Here is a 21,277-nt window from a genome sequence, read left to right as displayed (position 1 = left end):
TCAAGCTGATTCAGCTAATCTTAAATATTGTTGATGTAGTTCGGCAACACGAGGAGTAATTGCCTGTATGTTATCATGATTTGAGATAACATCATTGGCATAAGCCAGTCTCTCGCTACGGGATGCCTGTGCAGCTAAAATATTTTCGACTTGTTGGCAACTAATACCGTCACGAGTAGCTACCCGGCTGATTTGTATTTCAGGTAAAACATCAACGACTAGAATCCGATCTGCCAGATGTCCCAAATTATTTTCGACTAACAATGGAATAACCCAAATCACATAAGGAGCATTTATCTGTTCTAGTTGGCGTTTGGTTTCTTTATGTATTAGAGGATGAAGGAGTTGGTTAATCCATTGTTTTTCTTGTCGGTTTGTGAAAATTTGCTGGCGCAACAATGTTCGGTTAAGGCTACCATCTGGCGTTAGTATTTCATGTCCAAAGTGCTCTTTGATGGCTTGTAAAGCAGGAGTTCCAGGAGCCACGACTTCTCTGGCGATAATATCTGCATCAACAAGAGGAACACCAAGAGCTGCAAAAGCATTGGCGATAGTGGTTTTACCGCTGCCAATCCCACCTGTGAGTGCAATAATATAAGTCATCCTATCCCTTAATATTACTTGATAGTATTTTGGGATTGTAACCGAAAGGGAGGCAGATGACCTAGAGCAAAACCATGGAATTGTTTTTATTTCAAGTGAGTATTGTACCTAGCTGAAAAATTGGCAAATACATTGCGAGTAATAGTATGCCGACAATAGTAGCTATTATAACCATAAGTATTGGTTCCAGTAACTGAGCCAGATTATCAGAAATTTCTAATGCTTGTTGTTGATACCAGTTAGCGAGATTCTCCAATAGTAGTTCTAGATTGCCAGACTCTTCGCCAACACTGACGAACTGTTGACATAGTGCAGGAAAGCAAGATTGTTGTTTTAGTGCCTCGCTCATTGGTATCCCTTGATTAATTTGGGCATGTAAGAATTTAGTCGCTTTCAGAAATACTGGATGATTTATTGATGCAATAGCACTGTTTAACCCTGCAGTGAGGGTTAAGCCGGCTTTTTGTGTCATGAATAGGATATGGAAGAGTTGCCCTAATTGCTGATAACTGATTAATTTTGCAATAATGGGTAAACGTAATATCAGATTTTTTTCACGGACAACCCATATTGTATGGCGCTGGCGTAATTGTAGGTAAAATAGGGACAGCAGTATTAATCCAATAGCGCTATAACCACCATATTGAATAATCCAGTTGGAGGCTATTAATAAACTACGTGTCAGTAAAGGAAGTTGTGTGTTAAATGAATGATAAATATGCTCAAATTCAGGCAAGACAAAAATTAGCAGTAATAAAATAATGATACTGGCAACAAAAGTAATGATCAGAGGGTAGCGCAGTGCTTTTGCTATTTTCTTCTGTAACTTATCTTGTTGTTCCTGTTGTTTAACTAATAATTGGCAGCAAGTCTCTAGTTGCCCGGTTAACTCACCAACAGCAATCAGTTGATAAAATAAAGGCGGAAATAGAAATGGATAATTTTTTAGTGAAGTGGAGAGTGATTCTCCTCGGGTAATTCTTTTGCTAATATCTGATAATACGCAATGCCATAATGAATTACTACATTCACGGATAAGAATGTTCAGACAATTAAGTAAAGGCATTCCTGCTGATAATAATGTTGCCAATTGACGAATTAAATTCAGACGGTAGGAAACTTGTTGATGGTGATAAAATATCCATTTATCACATTTTATATTATAAGGTTGCAATCCAATATGGACAAGTTGTTGGTATAAAACTTTGCGGTTATCACATAGTGATTTTCCTTTTGATATTTCACCTTTGTTATTAACTGCTTGCCAATGATAAATATAATGAATTTTCATTGTTCTTCTTGTCCTGTAACTTGATAAATTTCTTCTAGTGTAGTTATCCCTTGTTCTACTAATAGAATACTGGATGAAAACAAGGTTTCTTTTCTTTGATCTATAATAGTTTTTTGTAAGTTTTGAGGATCTTGTTGTGATAAGATTTGTTGGAATTCATGTGTTATTTCCAAAAACTCATAAATAGCAGTCCTGCCATAATAACCGGAGAAACAATGCTTGCAACCAACCGCTATCCATTGTCTGATAAATACAGGGTTATTTCCAATATTAATAACTGTTTCATCTGCTTGCTGATTACGGCAATGCAGACATAATTTCCTGACAAGTCGTTGGGCGATAATTAATTTGATACAAGAAGCCGCCATATAGCCTGAAACACCTAAATTTTGTAGGCGAGATAATGTATCTACAGTAGAATTAGTATGTAATGTTGAAAGAACCAGATGGCCTGTTTGTGCTGCTTTTACTGATATTTCGGCTGTTTCGCTATCACGTATTTCTCCCACCATGATAACATCGGGATCTTGCCGTAATAATGCTCGTAATACTTTGGCAAAATTGAGATCAATTTTACTGTTAATTTGTGTCTGATTAATGCCATTGAGTGGAATTTCAACAGGGTCTTCTACACTGCAAATATTCTTTTTATTTTGATTCAGATATTGCAAGCAGCTATATAAAGTCACCGTTTTTCCGCTCCCCGTAGGGCCTGTCACTAAAATCATCCCTTGTGGTAATGTTAATTTTTGTTGTAGTTGATTTAATAACTGCTCAGGGATACCTAGCTGATCAAGTGACAGTTGCCGCATTGTATTTAATATTCTGAGTACGATTTTTTCTCCGTGTATTGTTGGTAAGGTAGCCATACGGATAGCATAATTATGTCGAGTGTCATACCAATCAAATTGTCCATCCTGAGGTAACCGTTTTTCGGCAATATTCAATTTCGCCATTATCTTAAGGCGTGCGGCAATGCTGGCGTTCATTTGAGGAGATGGAGATGACAAGAGATGTAATGCGCCATCAACCCGGATACGAATACGATAACCTTGTTGGAATGGTTCAAAATGGATATCAGATGCACGTCGTTGAATTGCAGTTAATAAAGTTTGATTAATAAGCTGAATGACGGGTGCATCATTTTCATCTGCATGAATATCGGTTGTGGGTGGTAATGAAGGTAATTCTTCCTCAGGTAAATGGTGCAGTGAAATATTTTGGTGTAATACTGATTCAATTCGTGCCAGCGGCCAAATTTCTACATTAACGATCCGCCCGGAAATAAAGCGTAATGCGGCTAATAGATCATCATTGGGTAATTCGCTGCTGGCAATTGTTATCGTATTATCATCTTTTTTTATAACCACAGATTGGTAACGATGACAAATATCATGGATTTCTCTTTCCATTAAAGCGCTTTCTGCTGCTGAAAGTGAGTTCATTGTTGTTTCCTATATATACCTGTTATCTTTCAAGTTGCCTCTTTGTTGACTGCACTCACTCATCCCGGTCACATAGTTATCTATGCTCCCGGGGATTCGCTCCCTTGCCGTCGCGATGCATCTTGAAATTTATTAGGTGTAAATATATATTCATGATAGTAATTAATTAAAACTCAAATATTTCCTGGCAACGGCTCTTTAATGAGTTATTTGCCGATTCGCATTTGTTATTCCATTTAATTGTACCTGTCTGTATATTTTGTGTTGGTTTTAATGTAACGCTGAGGTTTTTAAGGCTCTGTTGCCCTTTAACGGTAATCTCTCCATCTTTAACTAAAATGCTCTCGATATATCTACTGTTATGGCCTTTGGGAATTGATGTTGTTCCTGTATTACAACCTTTGAAATCTTCAGTTTCAAAACTGCAAAGTTCTATTCCTGATTTATAAGGCACAATAGTTTGTAGTATATCTGTTAAAGCTGCTTTTTGAATATATCCTTGATAACTTGGAATACCAATAGCACTTAAGATGGAAATTATGGCAATAGCCACCATAATTTCCATTAAAGTAAACCCTTGTTGTTTGCTCATGTTTTTACTCCGCGTTGTGGTATTTCGATATAGAGAATGAAGGAAAAAGAAAAAAATAAAATAGGCTATATAGAGGTTATGGAGTTGACTCGAAGAAAAATTTCTGGATTGCAATGTTTGCAAAAATATTTACGGTGGTGTTCGCAAATCTGTTGGTTATGGATTGCTGATTTACACCACCATCAATATTATTGTTGTTAACTACTGAAAGCGCATTGATAGATCTAATGATTTGATATGTTTGGTTAATGCTCCAACGGAAATGAAGTCAATACCTGTTTCAGCATAGCTGCGCAGGGTATTTAGGGTGATATTACCTGATACTTCTAAAGCCACTCTACCTGATATAATAGCAACGGCTTCTTTCATCATTGGAATAGTAAAATTATCCAGCATAATAATATCGACATTAGCTTTCAGAGCCAGGATCAACTCATCCAGGGTTTCTACTTCGATTTCAACAGGGATATCAGGGTGGGAATGACGGGCTTTATCTACGGCCTGTTTAATTGAGCCATTGGCAATAATGTGATTTTCTTTAATAAGGAAAGCATCAAATAGTCCAAGGCGGTGATTATTACCACCACCACAAAGTACGGCATATTTTAGGGCAGTACGTAATCCTGGTAGCGTTTTACGAGTATCAAGTAACTGGGTTTTTAAGCCGGTAAGAAGGCGGACATAATGACTGACTTCTGTTGCAACGCCGGAGAGTGTTTGAATAAAGTTAAGAGCAGTGCGTTCACCGGTCAATAATACAGATGCTGGGCCTTGTAGTACACAGAGTTTTTGATTGGCTGTAATTGAATCGCCATCTTTTACTAGCCATTCAATGGAGGTTTGGTTACCCAATTGAGTAAAGACTTCGTTTAGCCATTGCTGGCCGCAGAAAATGCCATCTTCTCGAGTAATAATTACTGCGGTGGCTTGTTTATCTGCTGGAATTAACTGACCAGTAATGTCAGATGCTAAATCTGTGTTTCCACCTAAATCTTCTTTTAAGGCAAGGGTTACACTGGCAGGAATGTCATTCTGCAAGCGTTCTATCAGAATAGCGCGGCGCTGATTTGCATCGTAATTTCGTGTCGTCATTGAAAAGCTCCAGAAATGATTGATAACAAGATTGATGGTCTTAACATGCTACCCTGTTGTGCAGTGAACGACTACTATCTTGATTTTGTCATCAGATTTAAGGGTGACAATAGTGGTTAAATGAGAGCTGGATTGATGGGGGCAGGAAGATGCTTTCATCTCATCATGATTTATGCCTTCAAGGTGAGTAATCACTACTCGCCATTCATAATATTAGTGTGTCTCCAGAAAAGTTTGGTAGCTCTTACATTGAATTGTTCTTTACTGGGACATGGAACGTAGTAGAAGATGATGTTTTTTTCAAAAAAATGGCTGGATTGGGTGTTTCTGTTTATTGCTTTCTCCGGCGTGATGGGAAATTGTCTATTATGTTCCATTTAGTAAGGGCTCGTGGCATGCTGGCGTGTCCTGCTATATAGGGCAGGAAGAATGTAATGATTTCTCAATGAGGATAGAACTGGTGGGAACAGATACTCAGTCATTTTCTGATAGCTGATTGAAATATTTGATTTTTTATGCAATGTCTTATGCAGGAATATCCGGATATAACAAGCATATCACTGGTCACAATGATATTGCTCTGGGAAGAAAAACAGATTCAGAACTTTGTTTTGGTTAGACACATTATCAACAATTGTTGCAGGAGTAGAAAGAATGACCCTCTTTATACTGTTGTTAGTGCTAGCGTGGGAACGAGTATTTAAATTTAGCGATCATTGGCAATTGGATCACCGTCTTGAACCACTTTTTACCAACATGAAGACTTTTTCCTTATGGAGAAGCTTGTTGATGACGTTAGCTGCTATGCTGCTTACATGGTTGTTCATTTTAATACTTAATAATTTTATGTTTGGAATTATTGAGCTAATTTTATGGGTGCTCATTTGTTTGCTGTGTATAGGTGCGGGAAGTTTACGGAACGATTATCGTGAATATTTTCGTGCTGTTCATCAAGATGACAGGGAGCAACGAAGAGAATATCTTGCTCGTCTCGTAATCATTCATGGCTTACCCGTTGATGTTAGTAAAGAAAATAAGTTACGAGAGATGCAAAATGCTCTTTTATGGATAAATTTTCGTTATTACTTGGCTCCTATTTTTTGGTTAATCGTTGCTGGTAAATTAGGGCCAGTTGCTTTGGTGGGATATTGCTTTTTAAGGGCTTATCAGGGTTGGTTAGCGCAATATGGTACGCCGCTTCAGCGTGCACAGTCTGGTGTTGATAGCCTGTTGCACTGGCTGGATTGGATTCCGGCTCGTCTGGCTGGCGTTGCTTATGCTTTATTGGGGCACGGTGAGCGGGCTTTGCCAGCGTGGGTTGCTTCTCTTAGTGATTTGAGAACGACACAATATAAAGTAGTGTGTCAGCTTGCTCAGTTTTCATTAAGCCGTGAACCACATCTTGATTCAATTCAAACACCTATTGCTGCGGTGACACTGGCGAAAAAGGTAACTTTTTCTATCATTGTGGTTGTTGCCTTACTGACAATTTATGGGGCATTGGTTTGACTACTCTGATTTGTTCGGCGCTTCAATAGCTTAACTCTCCATAAGGGGCTATGTAAGTAGCTCCTTTTTTCTTTTTTATCAATAAATTAATGACAGTTTTCAATGATTATCACTATGATTTATTTATTACATTGAATCGTGTTCTGTCTATTTAGTGATAAAAAATTATTGTAATACGATAATTTTTGAAGTACTTTAACGAAAGTTTAGTTGGGCGTGTAATGGAATAACATAAGATGTGTGATAAGCAGGAGTTTATGACTAATCCCAAAATCAGGCTTCTTAGCTTTCTGGCTATTATTATTGCTTCCGTTATGGCGGTTGCTGATATGGGGTTCCATATTGTTTCCTGGTCGTTATGGCATGATACCACTCACCGGGCTGTTCTTCAGGCGTATAGTGATCTTATGCCTGCATTGACTGCAGAAGGATTTAAGCAGTCTTTATTAAGCCAGATACTTTACGTATTTCTGGATACGATACCTCGAATCATATCAACCTCTTCCTATGTATTAATCGGAATTTTGTTTTTCCGGTTTGCTAAAGGTGAAATATGGAGTGATCGTAATATCTTCGGTTCATTTATTATTGGTTTTCTGATGATTCTGGAACAGCTTCTTTATCCGGTGATTAATACATTACAGGGAATGGTTTTATCTATAGACCTGGAAAAGGGGCAACGTGTATTCAGTTTCTCTCTCGGTGTTAACTCAGAATCTTTATTTATTATTATGTTTGGTGTATTCCTTCTAATATTTAGTTTGATTATGCGTGAATCAAAGAAAATAAGTGATGAACAGCGTTATTTTGTCTGAGAACCGTCATGAGCATTATAATAAGACTGGATGTGATTTTAGCGAAAAGGAAAGTAAAGTCTAAAGAATTGGCGGTAATTATTGGTATTACTGAGCAAAATTTATCGTTGCTGAAAAATGGTAAGATAAAAGGTATTCGTATTGAGACATTGGAAAAAATTTGTAAATATTTGCAATGCCAGCCTGGAGATATACTGGAATATGTAGAAGATAAAGAGGATAACAGTTAATGAAGTCACTATGTGTCTTTTGATATCTTGTAAGGTGTAATTTAACATTAATTAACTTATTTTAAGTGCATGAAAATATCACTTATTTCATGTTTTTTATCTGGTTTGCTATTTCTGAGTGTTAATGGAATACTAATAAAAAAGATTTTTCCCAGTGATGAAGGTATGTCTTTTTCCATGGGAAGAGATTGTTCTGATATTCCATGGGGTGCCAGAAAGATAAAATGCATATGTAGATATTATTTAATAGAACGTAAAAAATAGCATTTATTTATATATGGTTATTTTTTGTTTTCATGGATTTGTTTTTTTAACGTATACAGCAATTCAAGGATATTAACAATGAATAAATTGTTCATCATTTCATTATCGGTTTTTATTGTTACCGGATGTTCTACGCCAAAGATTAATAGTAGCTATATTTCAGCATGTGGTTACTCCGAATGTAGTGTTAAAGATATAATTTCAGGAACCAAAGTCAAAGTAAATACCATGAATGCTACACCTAATTTTGATAAATACACACCAATACAGGATAGGCAAGTTATACAATCCGGTGGGAGACCCTCTTTTGAAAAAGAAAGTTATAGTGTTGGAATGTCTTTTGGCTTTTAACTTTCTTGATTATTTTGTTTGGTTTTAGGAATTTTTGTATGAATTTTATAAAAAGAATGGTTATTATTCCTTTATTTCTATTATTTACTTTATTGATTGGTTGTACATCGTGGGAAAAACCAGGAGCAACTCAGCTTGATAGAGATGTAGATTATGCTGAATGTAAGGAGCAGGGTTATTTTCGTTTTCCACCAGACTGGGACAGCAAAGTTGTTCATTCTTATGAAACGAAACATTTCCCCTGTGAAGATAAGGATGGGAAAAAAGACAAATCCTGTGGGCATTACATCACTGTGCCAAAAGCTGAAGTTGAACGTTGGGATAAAAATGAATCTGCAAGGCGTTGGGTGATTTCCTCCTGTATGTATAAAAAAGGGTGGCATGAAAAAACACGTTATTGGTTTTAGTATCGTGCATTTTTCCCATCAGCGAGAGTTCTGTTGAGCTGTTGCTGGTGGGTTCCTCACATATTTGTCATTATTCCTTCCTGATCGCAATTTTTAGCCGCTCAGTTTTACTGATTTGAGCTACATTTATAACCTAATGAGATAACAGCTGTGTTTGAAGTTAATAGTTGATGATTGAATATTTAAATTTTTAGCATGAGTATTCTATTATTTCCTTGCTGTAACGATTCAATATGTCTATTTATACCTTTAAAGGAGGTTAAATCAAAATATTGTCGTAGAGGATTTATTAGCCTATTAGTTATCAATTTTTGCTAATTTTTAAAAAAATTTGTTAAAATTTACAGGTTTTTATGATTTAGCTCAAGGTCTTTATGGACAGTTGGTGAATACTTTGTTACTTTTAGGGGCCTGTGGTTTAAATTGGTATTACCAATTGACTCCAGCATAGACCGAAGCAATGTTTACCCATTAATTGCCTATCTTGATAGTGGGAATTATGCGGGCAGTTTGGACATGGATAGTGCACACAAACCCGGAGCGTATAAAAGGTAGTGCGTAAGGATGACTCGCTTCATTCGTCCTTCGGGTTGGACTAAAGCGCATTTAAAAGCTTGTGCTTTTGTGTGAGCATCAGCCTAGGTTCAAATTTGACAAATAAAATAGCCTAATGAGATAGGTTCGAACTGGCTACAGTAAATATGGCTTATAGTAAAATCCGCCAACCAAAATTATCAGATGTCATTGAGCAACGTATTGAACATCTTATCCTCGAAGGATCTTTGCGTCCCGGAGAGAAGTTGCCACCTGAGCGTGAGTTGGCGAAACAATTTGATGTGTCACGGCCTTCATTGCGTGAAGCTATTCAACGGTTGGAAGCTAAGGGCTTTCTCTTTCGCCGTCAAGGTGGCGGAACATTTGTTCAGAGTAATCTCTGGCAAAGTTTTAGTGATCCGTTGGCACAATTATTGGCTGGCCATCCAGAATCTCAGTTTGATCTCCTTGAAACTCGCCATGCTTTGGAAGGTATTGCTGCCTATTATGCGGCATTACGTGGAACTGACGAAGATTTTGAACGTATTCGGGAACATCACCTTGTTATCCAACAAGCTCAACAAAGTGGTGATGTTAATGCTGAATCCGATGCGGTTCTACAATATCAACTCGTTGTCACTGAAGCTGCCCATAATGTGGTTCTCCTTCATTTATTGCGTTGTATGGCACCTATGCTGGAACAAAATATCCGGCAGAATTTTGAGTTCCTTTATACCCGTCGAGAAATGCTGACGGCTGTCAGTGATCATCGGGCAAAAATTTTTGAGGCTATAATGGCAAGACAACCGGAGAAAGCCCGTGAAGCTTCCCATCGTCATTTAGCTTTTATTGAAGATGTTTTATTGGATCTCAGCCGTGAGCATACCCGCCGCGAGCGATCATTAAGGCGTCTTCAACAACATCCAGAATAAAATTAGCTATGCAGATCCTGAAGTTTGCTGCGTCTGCATGGCTAGTCGAGTCCCTTAACTGAGGGCGCTAGCGGCAACAACAGTGAGGGCCTATCTTCCGGTCATGACCGGCGGAATATCAAAAGGTATGACCGGAAGATAGGCTCCAAAATAACCATTAGAAACAGATAACAGATAAGGAATACACCATGTCAGACATTTTGAAAAATGACGTGGACCCGATCGAAACTCGCGACTGGTTACAGGCGATCGAATCGGTCATCCGTGAAGAGGGTGTTGATCGTGCCCAGTTCTTGATTGATCAGGTACTGAACGAAGCACGTAAAGGTGGCGTGAATGTTGCGGCAGGTGCTGCTAACCGCGATTATATCAATACCATTGCTGTTGAGGATGAGCCCGCTTACCCTGGCAATCTGGATTTGGAGCGTCGTATTCGCTCTGCTATTCGTTGGAACGCTGTGATGACTGTTTTACGGGCATCTAAAAAAGATCTGGAATTAGGTGGCCACATGGCTTCATTCCAGTCTTCAGCAACCATGTATGAAGTTTGTTTTAACCACTTCTTCCGTGCCCGTAATGAAAATGATGGTGGTGACTTGGTGTATTTCCAGGGCCACATTTCTCCGGGTGTTTATGCTCGTGCTTTCCTTGAAGGTCGTCTGACTGAAGAGCAAATGAATAATTTCCGTCAGGAAATTCATGGCAACGGTCTGTCTTCTTATCCGCATCCAAAATTGATGCCTGAATTCTGGCAATTCCCAACGGTTTCAATGGGGCTGGGGCCAATTGGTGCTATCTATCAGGCCAAATTCCTGAAATATCTGGAACATCGTGGTTTGAAAGATACATCTAAACAAACCGTTTACGCATTCTTGGGTGATGGGGAGATGGATGAACCAGAATCTAAAGGTGCAATCACGATAGCAACTCGTGAAAAACTGGATAACCTGGTATTTGTTATCAACTGTAACTTGCAACGTCTGGATGGTCCGGTTACGGGCAATGGCAAAATCGTTAACGAGCTGGAAGGCATTTTTGATGGTGCAGGCTGGCAGGTTATTAAAGTGCTTTGGGGGGAGCGTTGGGATGAGTTGCTGCGTAAAGATACCAGCGGCAAATTGATCCAACTGATGAACGAGACACTGGATGGCGATTACCAGACGTTCAAATCCAAAGATGGTGCTTATGTCCGTCAGCATTTCTTTGGCCGTTACCCAGAGACCGCTGAATTAGTCAAAGATATGACAGATGACCAAATTTGGGCGCTGAATCGTGGTGGTCATGATCCTAAGAAAGTCTTTGCTGCTTTGAAAAAAGCGCAGGAAACTACGGGCAAACCAACGGTTATCCTGGCTCAGACGATCAAAGGTTACGGTATGGGTGATACAGCGGAAGGGAAAAACATCGCTCATCAGGTTAAGAAGATGAATATGGAAGGCGTTCGCCATTTCCGTGATCGTTTCAATGTGCCTGTGGCTGATGATCAACTCGAAAATCTGCCGTATGTGACTTTCGATAAAGATTCCGACGAGTACAAATATTTGCATGAGCGTCGTGCGGCATTGGGTGGTTATCTGCCAAGTCGTCGTACTCATTTTGAAGAGAAGCTGGAACTGCCGACGCTAGAAGATTTTGGTGCGTTGCTGGAAGAACAAAACAAAGAAATTTCTACCACTATTGCTTTTGTTCGTGCTTTGAATGTTATGTTGAAGAACAAATCAATCAAAGATCGTCTGGTTCCAATCATTGCTGATGAAGCGCGTACTTTTGGTATGGAAGGTCTGTTCCGTCAGATCGGTATCTACAGCCCTAACGGCCAGCAGTATACTCCGCAGGACCGTGAGCAGGTTGCTTACTATAAAGAGGACGCCAAAGGTCAGATCCTGCAAGAAGGTATCAATGAACTGGGTGCTGGTTCATCATGGTTGGCGGCAGCAACGTCTTACAGCACTAATAACCTGCCAATGATTCCGTTCTACATTTACTACTCTATGTTCGGGTTCCAGCGTATCGGTGACCTGTGCTGGGCAGCAGGTGACCAACAGGCTCGTGGCTTTTTGATTGGTGGTACTTCAGGTCGTACTACCCTGAATGGTGAAGGTTTGCAACACGAAGATGGTCACAGTCACATTCAGTCTCTGACTATTCCTAACTGCATCTCTTACGATCCAGCATTTGCCTATGAAGTCGCTGTGATTATGCATGATGGTCTGGAGCGTATGTATGGTGAGAAACAAGAAAACATTTACTACTACATCACTACGCTGAACGAAAACTACCACATGCCAGCGATGCCACAAGGTGCAGAAGAAGGTATCCGTAAGGGTATCTATAAACTGGAAAGCCTGGAAGGTAGCAAAGGTAAAGTTCAGTTGTTAGGTTCTGGTTCTATCTTGCGTCATGTTCGTGAAGCAGCGCAGATTCTGGCTAACGATTATGGTGTGGGTTCTGATGTATACAGCGTAACTTCATTCACTGAATTGGCTCGTGATGGTCAGGATTGTGAGCGCTGGAATATGTTGCATCCAACAGAGACGCCACGTGTGCCTTATGTTGCTCAGATCATGAATGAAGCACCAGCAGTTGCTTCTACTGACTATATGAAACTGTTCGCAGAACAAATTCGTAACTTCATCCCTGCAAGCGAATTCCGTGTATTGGGTACTGACGGTTTTGGTCGTTCCGACAGCCGTGAAAACCTGCGTCATCACTTTGAAGTTGATGCTTCCTACGTGGTAATTGCTGCTCTGGGTGAATTGGCTAAACGCGGTGAAATCGACGTGAATGTTGTGGAAGAAGCAATTAAGAAATACAACATTAACCCAGAAAAAGTTAACCCGCGTCTGGCATAAGAGGTAAAGAACCAATGGCTATCGAAATTAAGGTACCGGATATCGGTGCAGATGAAGTTGAAGTCACAGAAATCATGGTGAAAGTTGGCGATACAGTGGAAGCTGAACAATCGCTGATCACCGTGGAAGGTGATAAGGCTTCGATGGAAGTTCCATCCCCACAGGCGGGTGTTGTTAAAGAGATCATCATTGCAGTTGGCGATAAAGTTGAAACTGACAAACTGATTATGATTTTTGATTCCGCAGAAAGTGCTGTGGAAGCAGTGCCAGCGGAAGAGCCGGCGGCAATAGCATTGTCTTCGCGTATGGCAGAATCAGAACCAATAGCTTCTGCGGCTATGAATGTTCATGTACCGGATATCGGCGGTGATGAAGTCGAAGTTACCGAAGTGATGGTGAAAGTTGGCGATGCAGTGGCAGCTGAACAATCGCTGATCACCGTAGAGGGCGATAAAGCCTCTATGGAAGTACCCGCGCCATTCGCAGGTATCGTTAAAGACATTCAAATCAAGGTCGGTGATAAAGTGAAAACCGATTCTATGATTATGGTATTTGAAGTCGCGGGTGCAGCACCTGCTCCGGTTGCTTTTGCTTCAGCACCAGCGGCTGAACCAGAGAAAGCGGCAGCACCGGTTATTGCTAGCAGGAGCTTCGCAGAAGAAGACAAGAATGATTTCGCTGAAAATAGCGCTTATGTTCATGCAACGCCGGTGATCCGTCGTCTGGCGCGTGAATTCGGCGTTAACCTGGCTAAAGTGAAAGGTACAGGGCGTAAAGGCCGTGTTCTGCGTGAAGACGTTCAGGCTTATGTGAAAGACGCGGTTAAACGTGCTGAATCGGCTCCTGCATCCGCCGGAGGTGGTCTGTCGGGTATGTTGCCTTGGCCGAAAGTTGATTTCAGCAAATTTGGTGAAATTGAAGAAGTTGAACTGGGCCGTATTCAGAAAATCTCTGGTGCTAACCTGAGCCGTAACTGGGTGATGATCCCACATGTTACTCAGTTCGACGAAACGGATATCACTGAAGTTGAAAACTTCCGCAAACAGCAGAATCAGGAAGCTGAGAAGAAACAGCTTGGCGTGAAGATTACTCCGTTGGTATTCATCATGAAAGCGGTAGCAAAAGCGCTGGAAGAGATGCCGCGCTTTAACAGCTCTATCTCGGAAGATGGCCAGAAACTGACGCTGAAAAAATATATCAATATTGGTGTGGCGGTTGATACACCTAATGGTCTGGTGGTTCCAGTGTTCCGTGACGTTAATAAGAAAGGCATCATTGAATTGTCCCGCGAGCTGACTGAGATATCTAAGAAAGCGCGTGCAGGCAAACTGACTGCATCTGATATGCAGGGTGGATGCTTCACTATCTCAAGTTTGGGTGGTATTGGTGGTACCTCATTTACGCCAATCGTTAATGCGCCAGAAGTGGCTATCCTGGGTGTATCTCGCTCATCGATGAAGCCAGTCTGGAATGGTAAAGAATTTGTACCACGCCTGATGCTACCTCTGTCACTTTCCTTCGACCATCGAGTGATTGATGGGGCTGATGGTGCACGTTTCATTACATTTATTAATCATGCGATGAGCGATATCCGCCGTCTGGTGATGTAATATCAAAGGCCGGCCGTATGCCGGCCTGATTGTTATTGCTGTGGAAGGAAACGGTTGGTTTGTTGCGAGTTCTGTCACGTTAACGCGCTTTTCAGGTTATTAACAATTCTGTAAACTGCTCGCGGTGTGTAGGTCCCGGTGGAATATATCGTTTTTTGGCGTCTGACCCGCCGGACAAACAATTAAGAGGTCATGATGAGTACTGAAATTAAAACCCAGGTTGTGGTACTTGGGGCAGGTCCAGCAGGGTATTCTGCTGCTTTTCGTTGCGCGGATTTAGGTTTGGAAACCGTCCTGGTGGAACGTTACTCTACCTTGGGTGGTGTTTGTCTTAACGTTGGTTGTATCCCTTCTAAGGCATTGCTTCACGTAGCAAAAGTTATTGAAGAAGCTAAAGCTCTGGCAAATCACGGTATCGTTTTTGGTGAGCCAAAGACTGATATTGAAAAAGTCCGTGTTTGGAAAGAAAAAGTTATCAATCAGCTGACCGGTGGTCTGGCTGGTATGGCTAAAGGCCGAAAAGTTAAAGTTGTTAATGGTGTTGGTAAATTTACGGGTGCTAACACGCTGGTTGTTGAAGGTGAAGGTGGCGCAACAACGATTAATTTTGATAACGCCATTATTGCCGCTGGCTCCCGTCCTATCCAATTGCCATTCATCCCTCATGATGATCCTCGCGTATGGGATTCTACAGATGCACTGGCTCTGACAACGGTCCCAGGGCGTATGCTGGTGATGGGCGGCGGTATTATCGGTCTGGAAATGGGAACCGTTTACCACGCTTTGGGTTCTCAGATCGATGTTGTTGAAATGTTGGATCAGGTTATTCCTGCGGCTGATAAAGATGTGGTGAAAGCATTTACCAAACGTATCAGCAAGCAATTCAATCTGATGCTGGAAACGAAAGTGACTGTAGTAGAAGCCAAAGAAGATGGTATCTACGTCACGATGGAAGGCAAAAATGCACCGGCAGAACCACAGCGTTATGACGCGGTTCTGGTTGCCATTGGCCGTGTACCTAACGGTAAACTGCTGGATGCAGGTAAAGCGGGTATTGAGGTTGATGACCGAGGCTTTATCCATGTTGATAAGCAAATGCGTACTAATGTACCGCACATCTTTGCTATTGGTGACATCGTTGGTCAGCCAATGCTGGCACATAAAGGGGTTCATGAAGGTCACGTTGCGGCTGAAGTTATTTCTGGTAAGAAACACTACTTTGATCCAAAAGTTATTCCATCCATTGCTTACACTGAACCAGAAGTTGCATGGGTTGGTTTGACTGAGAAAGAAGCGAAAGAAAAAGGCATCAGCTATGAAATAGCAACTTTCCCATGGGCTGCTTCTGGTCGTGCTATCGCTTCTGATTGTGCTGACGGTATGACCAAACTGATTTTCGATAAAGAAAGTAATCGTATTATCGGTGGCGCCATTGTTGGTACTAACGGTGGTGAACTGCTGGGTGAAATCGGTCTGGCAATTGAAATGGGTTGTGATGCAGAAGATATTGCGTTGACTATCCATGCTCACCCAACGCTGCATGAATCTGTAGGTTTGGCTGCTGAAATCTTTGAAGGCAGCATTACTGATTTGCCGAATGCTAAGGCTAAGAAAAAGAAATAATTCCTTAAATCGATCAGTTTAATTTACCGAAACGGCTTTCATTTATATATATGAAAGCCGTTTTCTATTCTGGTATGACCTGTTTGAAGAAATGCGGTATAAAAAGTATGGTTTTTGTGGGTATTATTGGTAAAAATCAGAGGAATAATCTGTTTTGATAGCTTTGTCTGCTGTTAATTCAGAATATTACTATCAGTTAATGTTACTTTTATGTGAACGAATTAACATCGCATTCAAATTTTGGTATGCTGAGCGCCCGAAGCTGGGCATAACTTAATTTGCACTTGCTAAGTTATGCTGGCAATCCTCTGACCTGGCACCCGGAACCATAACTCATAACCTGTCCCAGGAGGGATTATTGTTGCGAAAATACATATTATTGCGCAAAGACGATAGCTTGATGAGACAGGTTCTAAGGTGGGTGCAGAGCCGGGTAGATAAAATGACAATGAGAGCGAGGAGAAAGTCGTGCTAGAAGAATACCGCAAGCACGTGGCTGAGCGTGCAGCCCAAGGCGTTGTCCCTAAGCCATTGGACGCGACACAAGCGGCGGCGCTGGTTGAGTTACTGAAGAGTCCACCAAAAGGTGAAGAAGATTTCCTGTTAGATCTGCTGATTAACCGTGTTCCCCCTGGCGTTGATGAAGCGGCATATGTAAAAGCCGGTTTTCTGGCAGCCATTGCGAAAGGCGAAACAGTTTCACCGCTAATCACGCAAGAGAAGGCGGTTGAACTGCTTGGAACGATGCAGGGTGGTTATAATATTCATCCTTTGATTGATGCTCTGGATAATGAAAAACTGGCTCCAATTGCAGCTAAAGCGCTCTCTCATACTTTGTTGATGTTTGACAACTTCTATGATGTAGAAGAAAAAGCAAAAGCAGGTAATCCACAAGCCAAACAAATTATGCAGTCTTGGGCTGATGCGCAGTGGTATCTGGAACGCCCCGAACTGGCAGAAAAAATCACCGTCACCGTATTTAAAGTGACGGGTGAAACAAACACTGACGATTTATCTCCTGCGCAGGATGCGTGGTCGCGTCCTGATATCCCATTGCATGCTCTGGCTATGTTAAAAAATGCCCGTGAAGGGATTGCACCTGATCAATCTGGTGTTGTTGGACCAATTAAACAGATTGAAGAATTGAATAAGAAAGGCTACCCGCTGGCTTATGTTGGTGACGTTGTGGGTACAGGATCTTCTCGTAAATCAGCGACTAACTCAGTGCTGTGGTTTATGGGAGAAGACATTCCTTTTGTGCCAAATAAACGTGGTGGTGGCGTTGTTTTGGGCGGTAAAATTGCGCCAATCTTCTTTAATACAATGGAAGATGCTGGTGCACTGCCAATAGAGCTGGATGTTACTAAGTTGAATATGGGTGATGTGATTGATATTTATCCATATAAAGGTGAAGTGCGTAGCCACGAAACCAATGAACTACTGGCTGAATTTGAATTAAAAACAGATGTATTACTGGATGAAGTTCGTGCTGGTGGCCGTATTCCACTGATTATTGGTCGCGGTTTGACTAGTAAGGCGCGTGAGTCCCTTGGTTTACCGCAAAGTGATGTATTCCGTCAGGCGAAAGCGATTGAGAAAAGCAGCCGTGGTTTCTCTTTGGCTCAGAAAATGGTTGGGCGGGCATGCGGCGCTGTGGGTATTCGCCCAGGTGAATATTGCGAACCTAAAATGACTTCTGTTGGTTCTCAGGATACCACGGGTCCAATGACCCGTGATGAACTGAAAGATCTGGCGTGTTTGGGCTTCTCTGCGGATCTGGTGATGCAGTCATTCTGCCATACAGCTGCTTACCCTAAGCCAGTTGACGTTACTACTCACCATACTTTGCCTGACTTCATTATGAACCGTGGAGGTGTTTCTCTGCGTCCAGGGGACGGTATCATTCACTCATGGCTTAACCGTATGTTGTTGCCTGATACCGTAGGTACTGGCGGTGACTCTCATACTCGTTTCCCTATAGGGATTTCTTTTCCGGCTGGTTCTGGTCTAGTGGCGTTTGCTGCTGCGACAGGTGTCATGCCTTTAGATATGCCTGAATCTGTTCTGGTTCGTTTTAAAGGTCAGATGCAGCCTGGTATTACTCTGCGTGATTTGGTTCATGCAATTCCTTATTATGCGATTCAGCAAGGCCTTCTGACGGTTGAGAAGAAAGGTAAGAAAAACATTTTCTCTGGTCGCATCCTTGAAATCGAAGGTTTGCCAGATCTAAAAGTTGAACAGGCATTTGAATTGGCGGATGCGTCTGCGGAACGTTCTGCGGCGGGTTGCACCATTAAACTGGATAAAGCGCCTATTATCGAATACTTGCAGTCAAATATTGTATTGCTGAAATGGATGATTGCTGAAGGTTATGGTGACCGTCGTACACTAGAACGTCGTGTAACGGGTATGGAAAACTGGTTGAAAGATCCTCAACTGCTGGAAGCTGATGCCGATGCAGAATACGCAGCGGTTATCGAGATCGATCTGGCCGAAATTAAAGAACCAATTTTGTGTGCACCGAATGATCCCGATGATGCGCGTTTACTGTCTGATGTAGCTAACAGTAAAATTGATGAAGTTTTTATCGGTTCTTGTATGACTAACATTGGTCATTTCCGTGCAGCCGGTAAATTATTGGATCAGCATAAAGGTCAATTACCAACTCGTTTGTGGGTTGCTCCGCCAACGAAAATGGATGCGGCTCAACTCACAGAGGAAGGTTATTACAGCATCTTTGGTAAAAGTGGTGCGCGGATTGAAATTCCTGGTTGTTCCTTGTGTATGGGGAACCAGGCGCGTGTTGCTGACGGTGTAACTGTGGTTTCCACATCGACCCGTAACTTCCCGAACCGTTTGGGGACGGGGGCGAATGTCTATCTGGCATCGGCTGAACTGGCTGCTGTAGCTTCTTTGTTGGGGCGTTTACCTACACCGGAAGAATATCAGCAATTTATGGATAAAGTTGATGAAACCGCAGAAGATACTTATCGTTATCTTAACTTTGATCAACTGAATCAATACACCGAAAAAGCAGATGATGTGATTTTCCAAACCGCGGTGTAATTCTAATATATTGTAATACGAACGAATGGGAGGTAAAAACCTCCCATTTTAGATTGTTGGCTTTTAGCGTCTCGACTATCATTGCCGAGTTTTTACTTACTCCGTCGTTCCCGACCTATTCAGGTTAAATTATGTGAATTATTGGTTTCCGTGCTATTTAAAAGCAAGGGATTGTAGAAATCTTTACTTATTAAAGTAAGATCAAATACGTTTTATACCCGTTATCTTTCAAGTTGCCTCTTTGTTGGCTTCACTCACTCACCCCGGTCATATCGTTATCTATGCTCCCGGGGATTCGCTCCCTTGCCGTTGCGATGCATCTTGAAATCCATAGGGTATATTTTAATGTGGTAAAACAAGTGTTAAAGAAATCGTTTTTTGTCTGTCAATATGGTTTTAAAATCTGGAAAAAATGGTAAGAAAATCATGAAAAAAAGTAAAAACTTTAATTCTAAAAAGTGAAAAATTGTGATTAAAGATTTTTTAAAGTGGTTAATAAATTTTATTTTAAAGGCAAAGTTATAAATTTTCTTATATAGTATTAAGTGTTTAAATTTTCAATGGAAATCTACGTAAGCCTAATTTCTTCCGATAATTAGCGCGTCTAATTACTCTTAGGCGCGCCAGCATGAACATTGATTAGCTGAGAATTGTTATCCAGAAATGAAAATTACACTTCATAATCAAAGACAATGATATCGTTGACAGAATCTATAAGGAGATCTTTTAATTCGTCATGCTCTGGGTGAGATAAATAGTTTGAAATCGCGTTATGATCATCAAATGTCATGATGATAGCATGTGTAAAACCTTTATTTTTATTTTCACTACTGACATTGTCACCCCACTCAACGGAAGAAATACCACTGATTCGATGCTGCATAGAAATAGCGGTATCTCTTATCGTTGTTAATTGTTGCTCTTTTATTTCGGGTGTGAATTTTAACAAAAGAATATGACGTATCATAATGGCTCCTGAAAAGTGTCTTTGTTTTTCCAGACAAGATAGAAAATAAATGGTTATATTGCAAGATTCTTGAATATATCTCATCAATTAGTGAATGTGTGTTCGATTTTGCTGTTTTCGTTTCTCTGAGATATTATTAATTGTAGTGTATTTGTCTATATTTGCACTAAGGTTGAATTTTCCTCTGATGAAAGCCATAGCGGATACAAACTTCAAGAATAGCTTGGGGTGGACATTTCGGTTATCCAGGTACAAACCATATCGTTGTGTCAGCATAAAGGCATCTCACACTTCTTGTCAGTTTGTGGGCTGATTCTGGGGTGGAATTGCCAGAAAATATTAGAATGAAAAGAACGCACCGGAGGTTAATGATGGACTACGAATTTTTACTGGATGTTACCGGGAAGGTGACTAGCCGATTCTCAATGGATCATGAAGCTATTGGTCAGTGGTTGAATGAAGAAGTTAAAGGTGATTTAACGGTGATAGATAAGATTGCCGCAGCGTTGGCTGAGATTAAAGGTAGTGAACGTCAATGGCAACTTGTGGGTCATGAATATACGCTGTTAATGGATGATGAAGAGGTTATGATTCGTGCTAATCAACTTGAGTTTGAAACTGATTCGGTAGAGGAGGGAATGAGTTATTATGATAATGAGAGCCTGGCCTTTTGCGGCACCAGGGATTTTATTGATATGTTGTCCAATTATCGGGATTTTATTTTGCAAAAAAACTATTGATAAGAATTTGTGTATATACCCGTAATCATTGAAGATGCTTGATTTTATCCGAAATGGAGATCATTATCCTCGCTATGAAAATATTTATTACATCAGAACAAAAAATCAAACTTGAACGTCTTCACGACACCACTCGCGATGGTCAAGTACGAGACAGAATAAAAGCCATCCTTCTGGCTTCTGAAGGGTGGAGTTCTGTGATGATCGCCCAGGCATTGCGACTCCATCAGACCACCGTTGACCGCCATATCAGTGATTACCTCAATCAAGGTAAACTGAAATCGGATAATGGGGGGTCTGACAGTTTGCTTTCCCGAGAACAAACTGATTTTTTAATCAACCACTTATCTCAAC

General features: G+C 41.0%; 19 protein-coding genes. 13 read left to right on the top strand and 6 right to left on the bottom strand.

The window, feature by feature from the left end:
• From coaE to nadC, 5 genes are all read right to left on the bottom strand, one after another.
• Entirely contained in the window at positions 1-603 is a 603-nt protein-coding gene (coaE, locus tag BO26_RS09135; RefSeq protein WP_036770965.1) for a dephospho-CoA kinase, read from the bottom strand.
• A 91-nt stretch (positions 604-694) separates the two neighbouring features.
• On the bottom strand, positions 695-1,894 hold the full coding sequence (gene hofC / locus BO26_RS09130) for a protein transport protein HofC (RefSeq protein ID WP_036770964.1): 1,200 nt from the start codon (positions 1,892-1,894) through the stop codon (positions 695-697).
• The gene (gene gspE / locus BO26_RS09125; protein ID WP_036770963.1) at positions 1,891-3,339 is read right to left on the bottom strand and encodes a type II secretion system protein GspE; all 1,449 of its coding nucleotides are present in this window, start codon (positions 3,337-3,339) and stop codon (positions 1,891-1,893) included. The genes hofC and gspE overlap by 4 nt, the downstream gene beginning before the upstream one ends.
• 166 nt (positions 3,340-3,505) lie before the next feature.
• A complete protein-coding gene (ppdD, locus tag BO26_RS09120) occupies positions 3,506-3,931 on the bottom strand; it encodes a prepilin peptidase-dependent pilin (protein ID WP_036770962.1) in 426 nt (141 codons plus the stop codon).
• Between the two features lie 201 nt (positions 3,932-4,132).
• Positions 4,133-5,023 (bottom strand): carboxylating nicotinate-nucleotide diphosphorylase, encoded by an 891-nt coding sequence (gene nadC, locus BO26_RS09115; protein ID WP_036770961.1) that lies wholly within the window; start codon positions 5,021-5,023, stop codon positions 4,133-4,135.
• Between the two features lie 358 nt (positions 5,024-5,381).
• Between nadC and BO26_RS24015 the strand changes: the two genes are divergently transcribed.
• The 11 genes from BO26_RS24015 to acnB all read left to right on the top strand — a co-directional run bounded on the left by BO26_RS24015 (position 5,382) and on the right by acnB (position 19,216).
• Positions 5,382-5,519 carry an N-acetylmuramoyl-L-alanine amidase gene (locus tag BO26_RS24015; RefSeq protein WP_420864697.1) on the top strand — a complete coding sequence of 46 codons (138 nt, stop codon included), beginning with the start codon at positions 5,382-5,384 and terminating at the stop codon, positions 5,517-5,519.
• Positions 5,520-5,677: 158 nt separating this feature from the next.
• Positions 5,678-6,532 (top strand): beta-lactamase regulator AmpE, encoded by an 855-nt coding sequence (gene ampE, locus BO26_RS09110; protein WP_036770960.1) that lies wholly within the window; start codon positions 5,678-5,680, stop codon positions 6,530-6,532.
• Positions 6,533-6,789: 257 nt separating this feature from the next.
• Positions 6,790-7,347, top strand: a complete 558-nt coding sequence (locus BO26_RS09105; protein WP_236637414.1) for a hypothetical protein — start codon at positions 6,790-6,792, stop codon at positions 7,345-7,347.
• Between the two features lie 8 nt (positions 7,348-7,355).
• Positions 7,356-7,577, top strand: a complete 222-nt coding sequence (locus BO26_RS09100) for a helix-turn-helix domain-containing protein (RefSeq protein WP_036770958.1) — start codon at positions 7,356-7,358, stop codon at positions 7,575-7,577.
• A gap of 342 nt (positions 7,578-7,919) precedes the next feature.
• A complete protein-coding gene (locus tag BO26_RS09095; RefSeq protein ID WP_236637413.1) occupies positions 7,920-8,192 on the top strand; it encodes a hypothetical protein in 273 nt (90 codons plus the stop codon).
• A gap of 38 nt (positions 8,193-8,230) precedes the next feature.
• Positions 8,231-8,599, top strand: coding sequence for a hypothetical protein (locus BO26_RS09090; protein WP_036770957.1), 369 nt, complete (start codon positions 8,231-8,233; stop codon positions 8,597-8,599).
• 701 nt (positions 8,600-9,300) lie between these two features.
• Positions 9,301-10,065, top strand: coding sequence for a pyruvate dehydrogenase complex transcriptional repressor PdhR (gene pdhR / locus BO26_RS09085; RefSeq protein ID WP_036770956.1), 765 nt, complete (start codon positions 9,301-9,303; stop codon positions 10,063-10,065).
• A gap of 188 nt (positions 10,066-10,253) precedes the next feature.
• Positions 10,254-12,917 (top strand): pyruvate dehydrogenase (acetyl-transferring), homodimeric type, encoded by a 2,664-nt coding sequence (aceE, locus tag BO26_RS09080; RefSeq protein WP_036770955.1) that lies wholly within the window; start codon positions 10,254-10,256, stop codon positions 12,915-12,917.
• Between the two features lie 14 nt (positions 12,918-12,931).
• On the top strand, positions 12,932-14,527 hold the full coding sequence (gene aceF / locus BO26_RS09075; RefSeq protein WP_036770954.1) for a pyruvate dehydrogenase complex dihydrolipoyllysine-residue acetyltransferase: 1,596 nt from the start codon (positions 12,932-12,934) through the stop codon (positions 14,525-14,527).
• Positions 14,528-14,722: 195 nt separating this feature from the next.
• On the top strand, positions 14,723-16,150 hold the full coding sequence (lpdA, locus tag BO26_RS09070; RefSeq protein ID WP_036770953.1) for a dihydrolipoyl dehydrogenase: 1,428 nt from the start codon (positions 14,723-14,725) through the stop codon (positions 16,148-16,150).
• A gap of 468 nt (positions 16,151-16,618) precedes the next feature.
• A complete protein-coding gene (acnB, locus tag BO26_RS09065) occupies positions 16,619-19,216 on the top strand; it encodes a bifunctional aconitate hydratase 2/2-methylisocitrate dehydratase (RefSeq protein ID WP_036770952.1) in 2,598 nt (865 codons plus the stop codon).
• Between the two features lie 670 nt (positions 19,217-19,886).
• On the opposite strand, the gene BO26_RS09060 is transcribed toward acnB, so the two are convergent.
• Positions 19,887-20,183, bottom strand: coding sequence for a Dabb family protein (locus tag BO26_RS09060; protein ID WP_036770951.1), 297 nt, complete (start codon positions 20,181-20,183; stop codon positions 19,887-19,889).
• Positions 20,184-20,554: 371 nt separating this feature from the next.
• Here BO26_RS09060 and BO26_RS09055 point away from each other — a divergent pair, with 371 nt between their 5' ends.
• The gene (locus tag BO26_RS09055) at positions 20,555-20,923 is read left to right on the top strand and encodes a YacL family protein (RefSeq protein WP_036770950.1); all 369 of its coding nucleotides are present in this window, start codon (positions 20,555-20,557) and stop codon (positions 20,921-20,923) included.
• A 74-nt stretch (positions 20,924-20,997) separates the two neighbouring features.
• A partial coding sequence (locus BO26_RS09050; protein WP_036770949.1) for a helix-turn-helix domain-containing protein occupies positions 20,998-21,277 on the top strand: 280 nt, incomplete at its 3' end.

It is taken from the genome of Photorhabdus australis DSM 17609 (assembly GCF_000711895.1).
GTDB lineage: Bacteria > Pseudomonadota > Gammaproteobacteria > Enterobacterales > Enterobacteriaceae > Photorhabdus > Photorhabdus australis.
The sequence above is the reverse complement of the archived record's forward strand: the minus strand, read 5'-3'. Positions and strand labels throughout refer to the sequence as shown.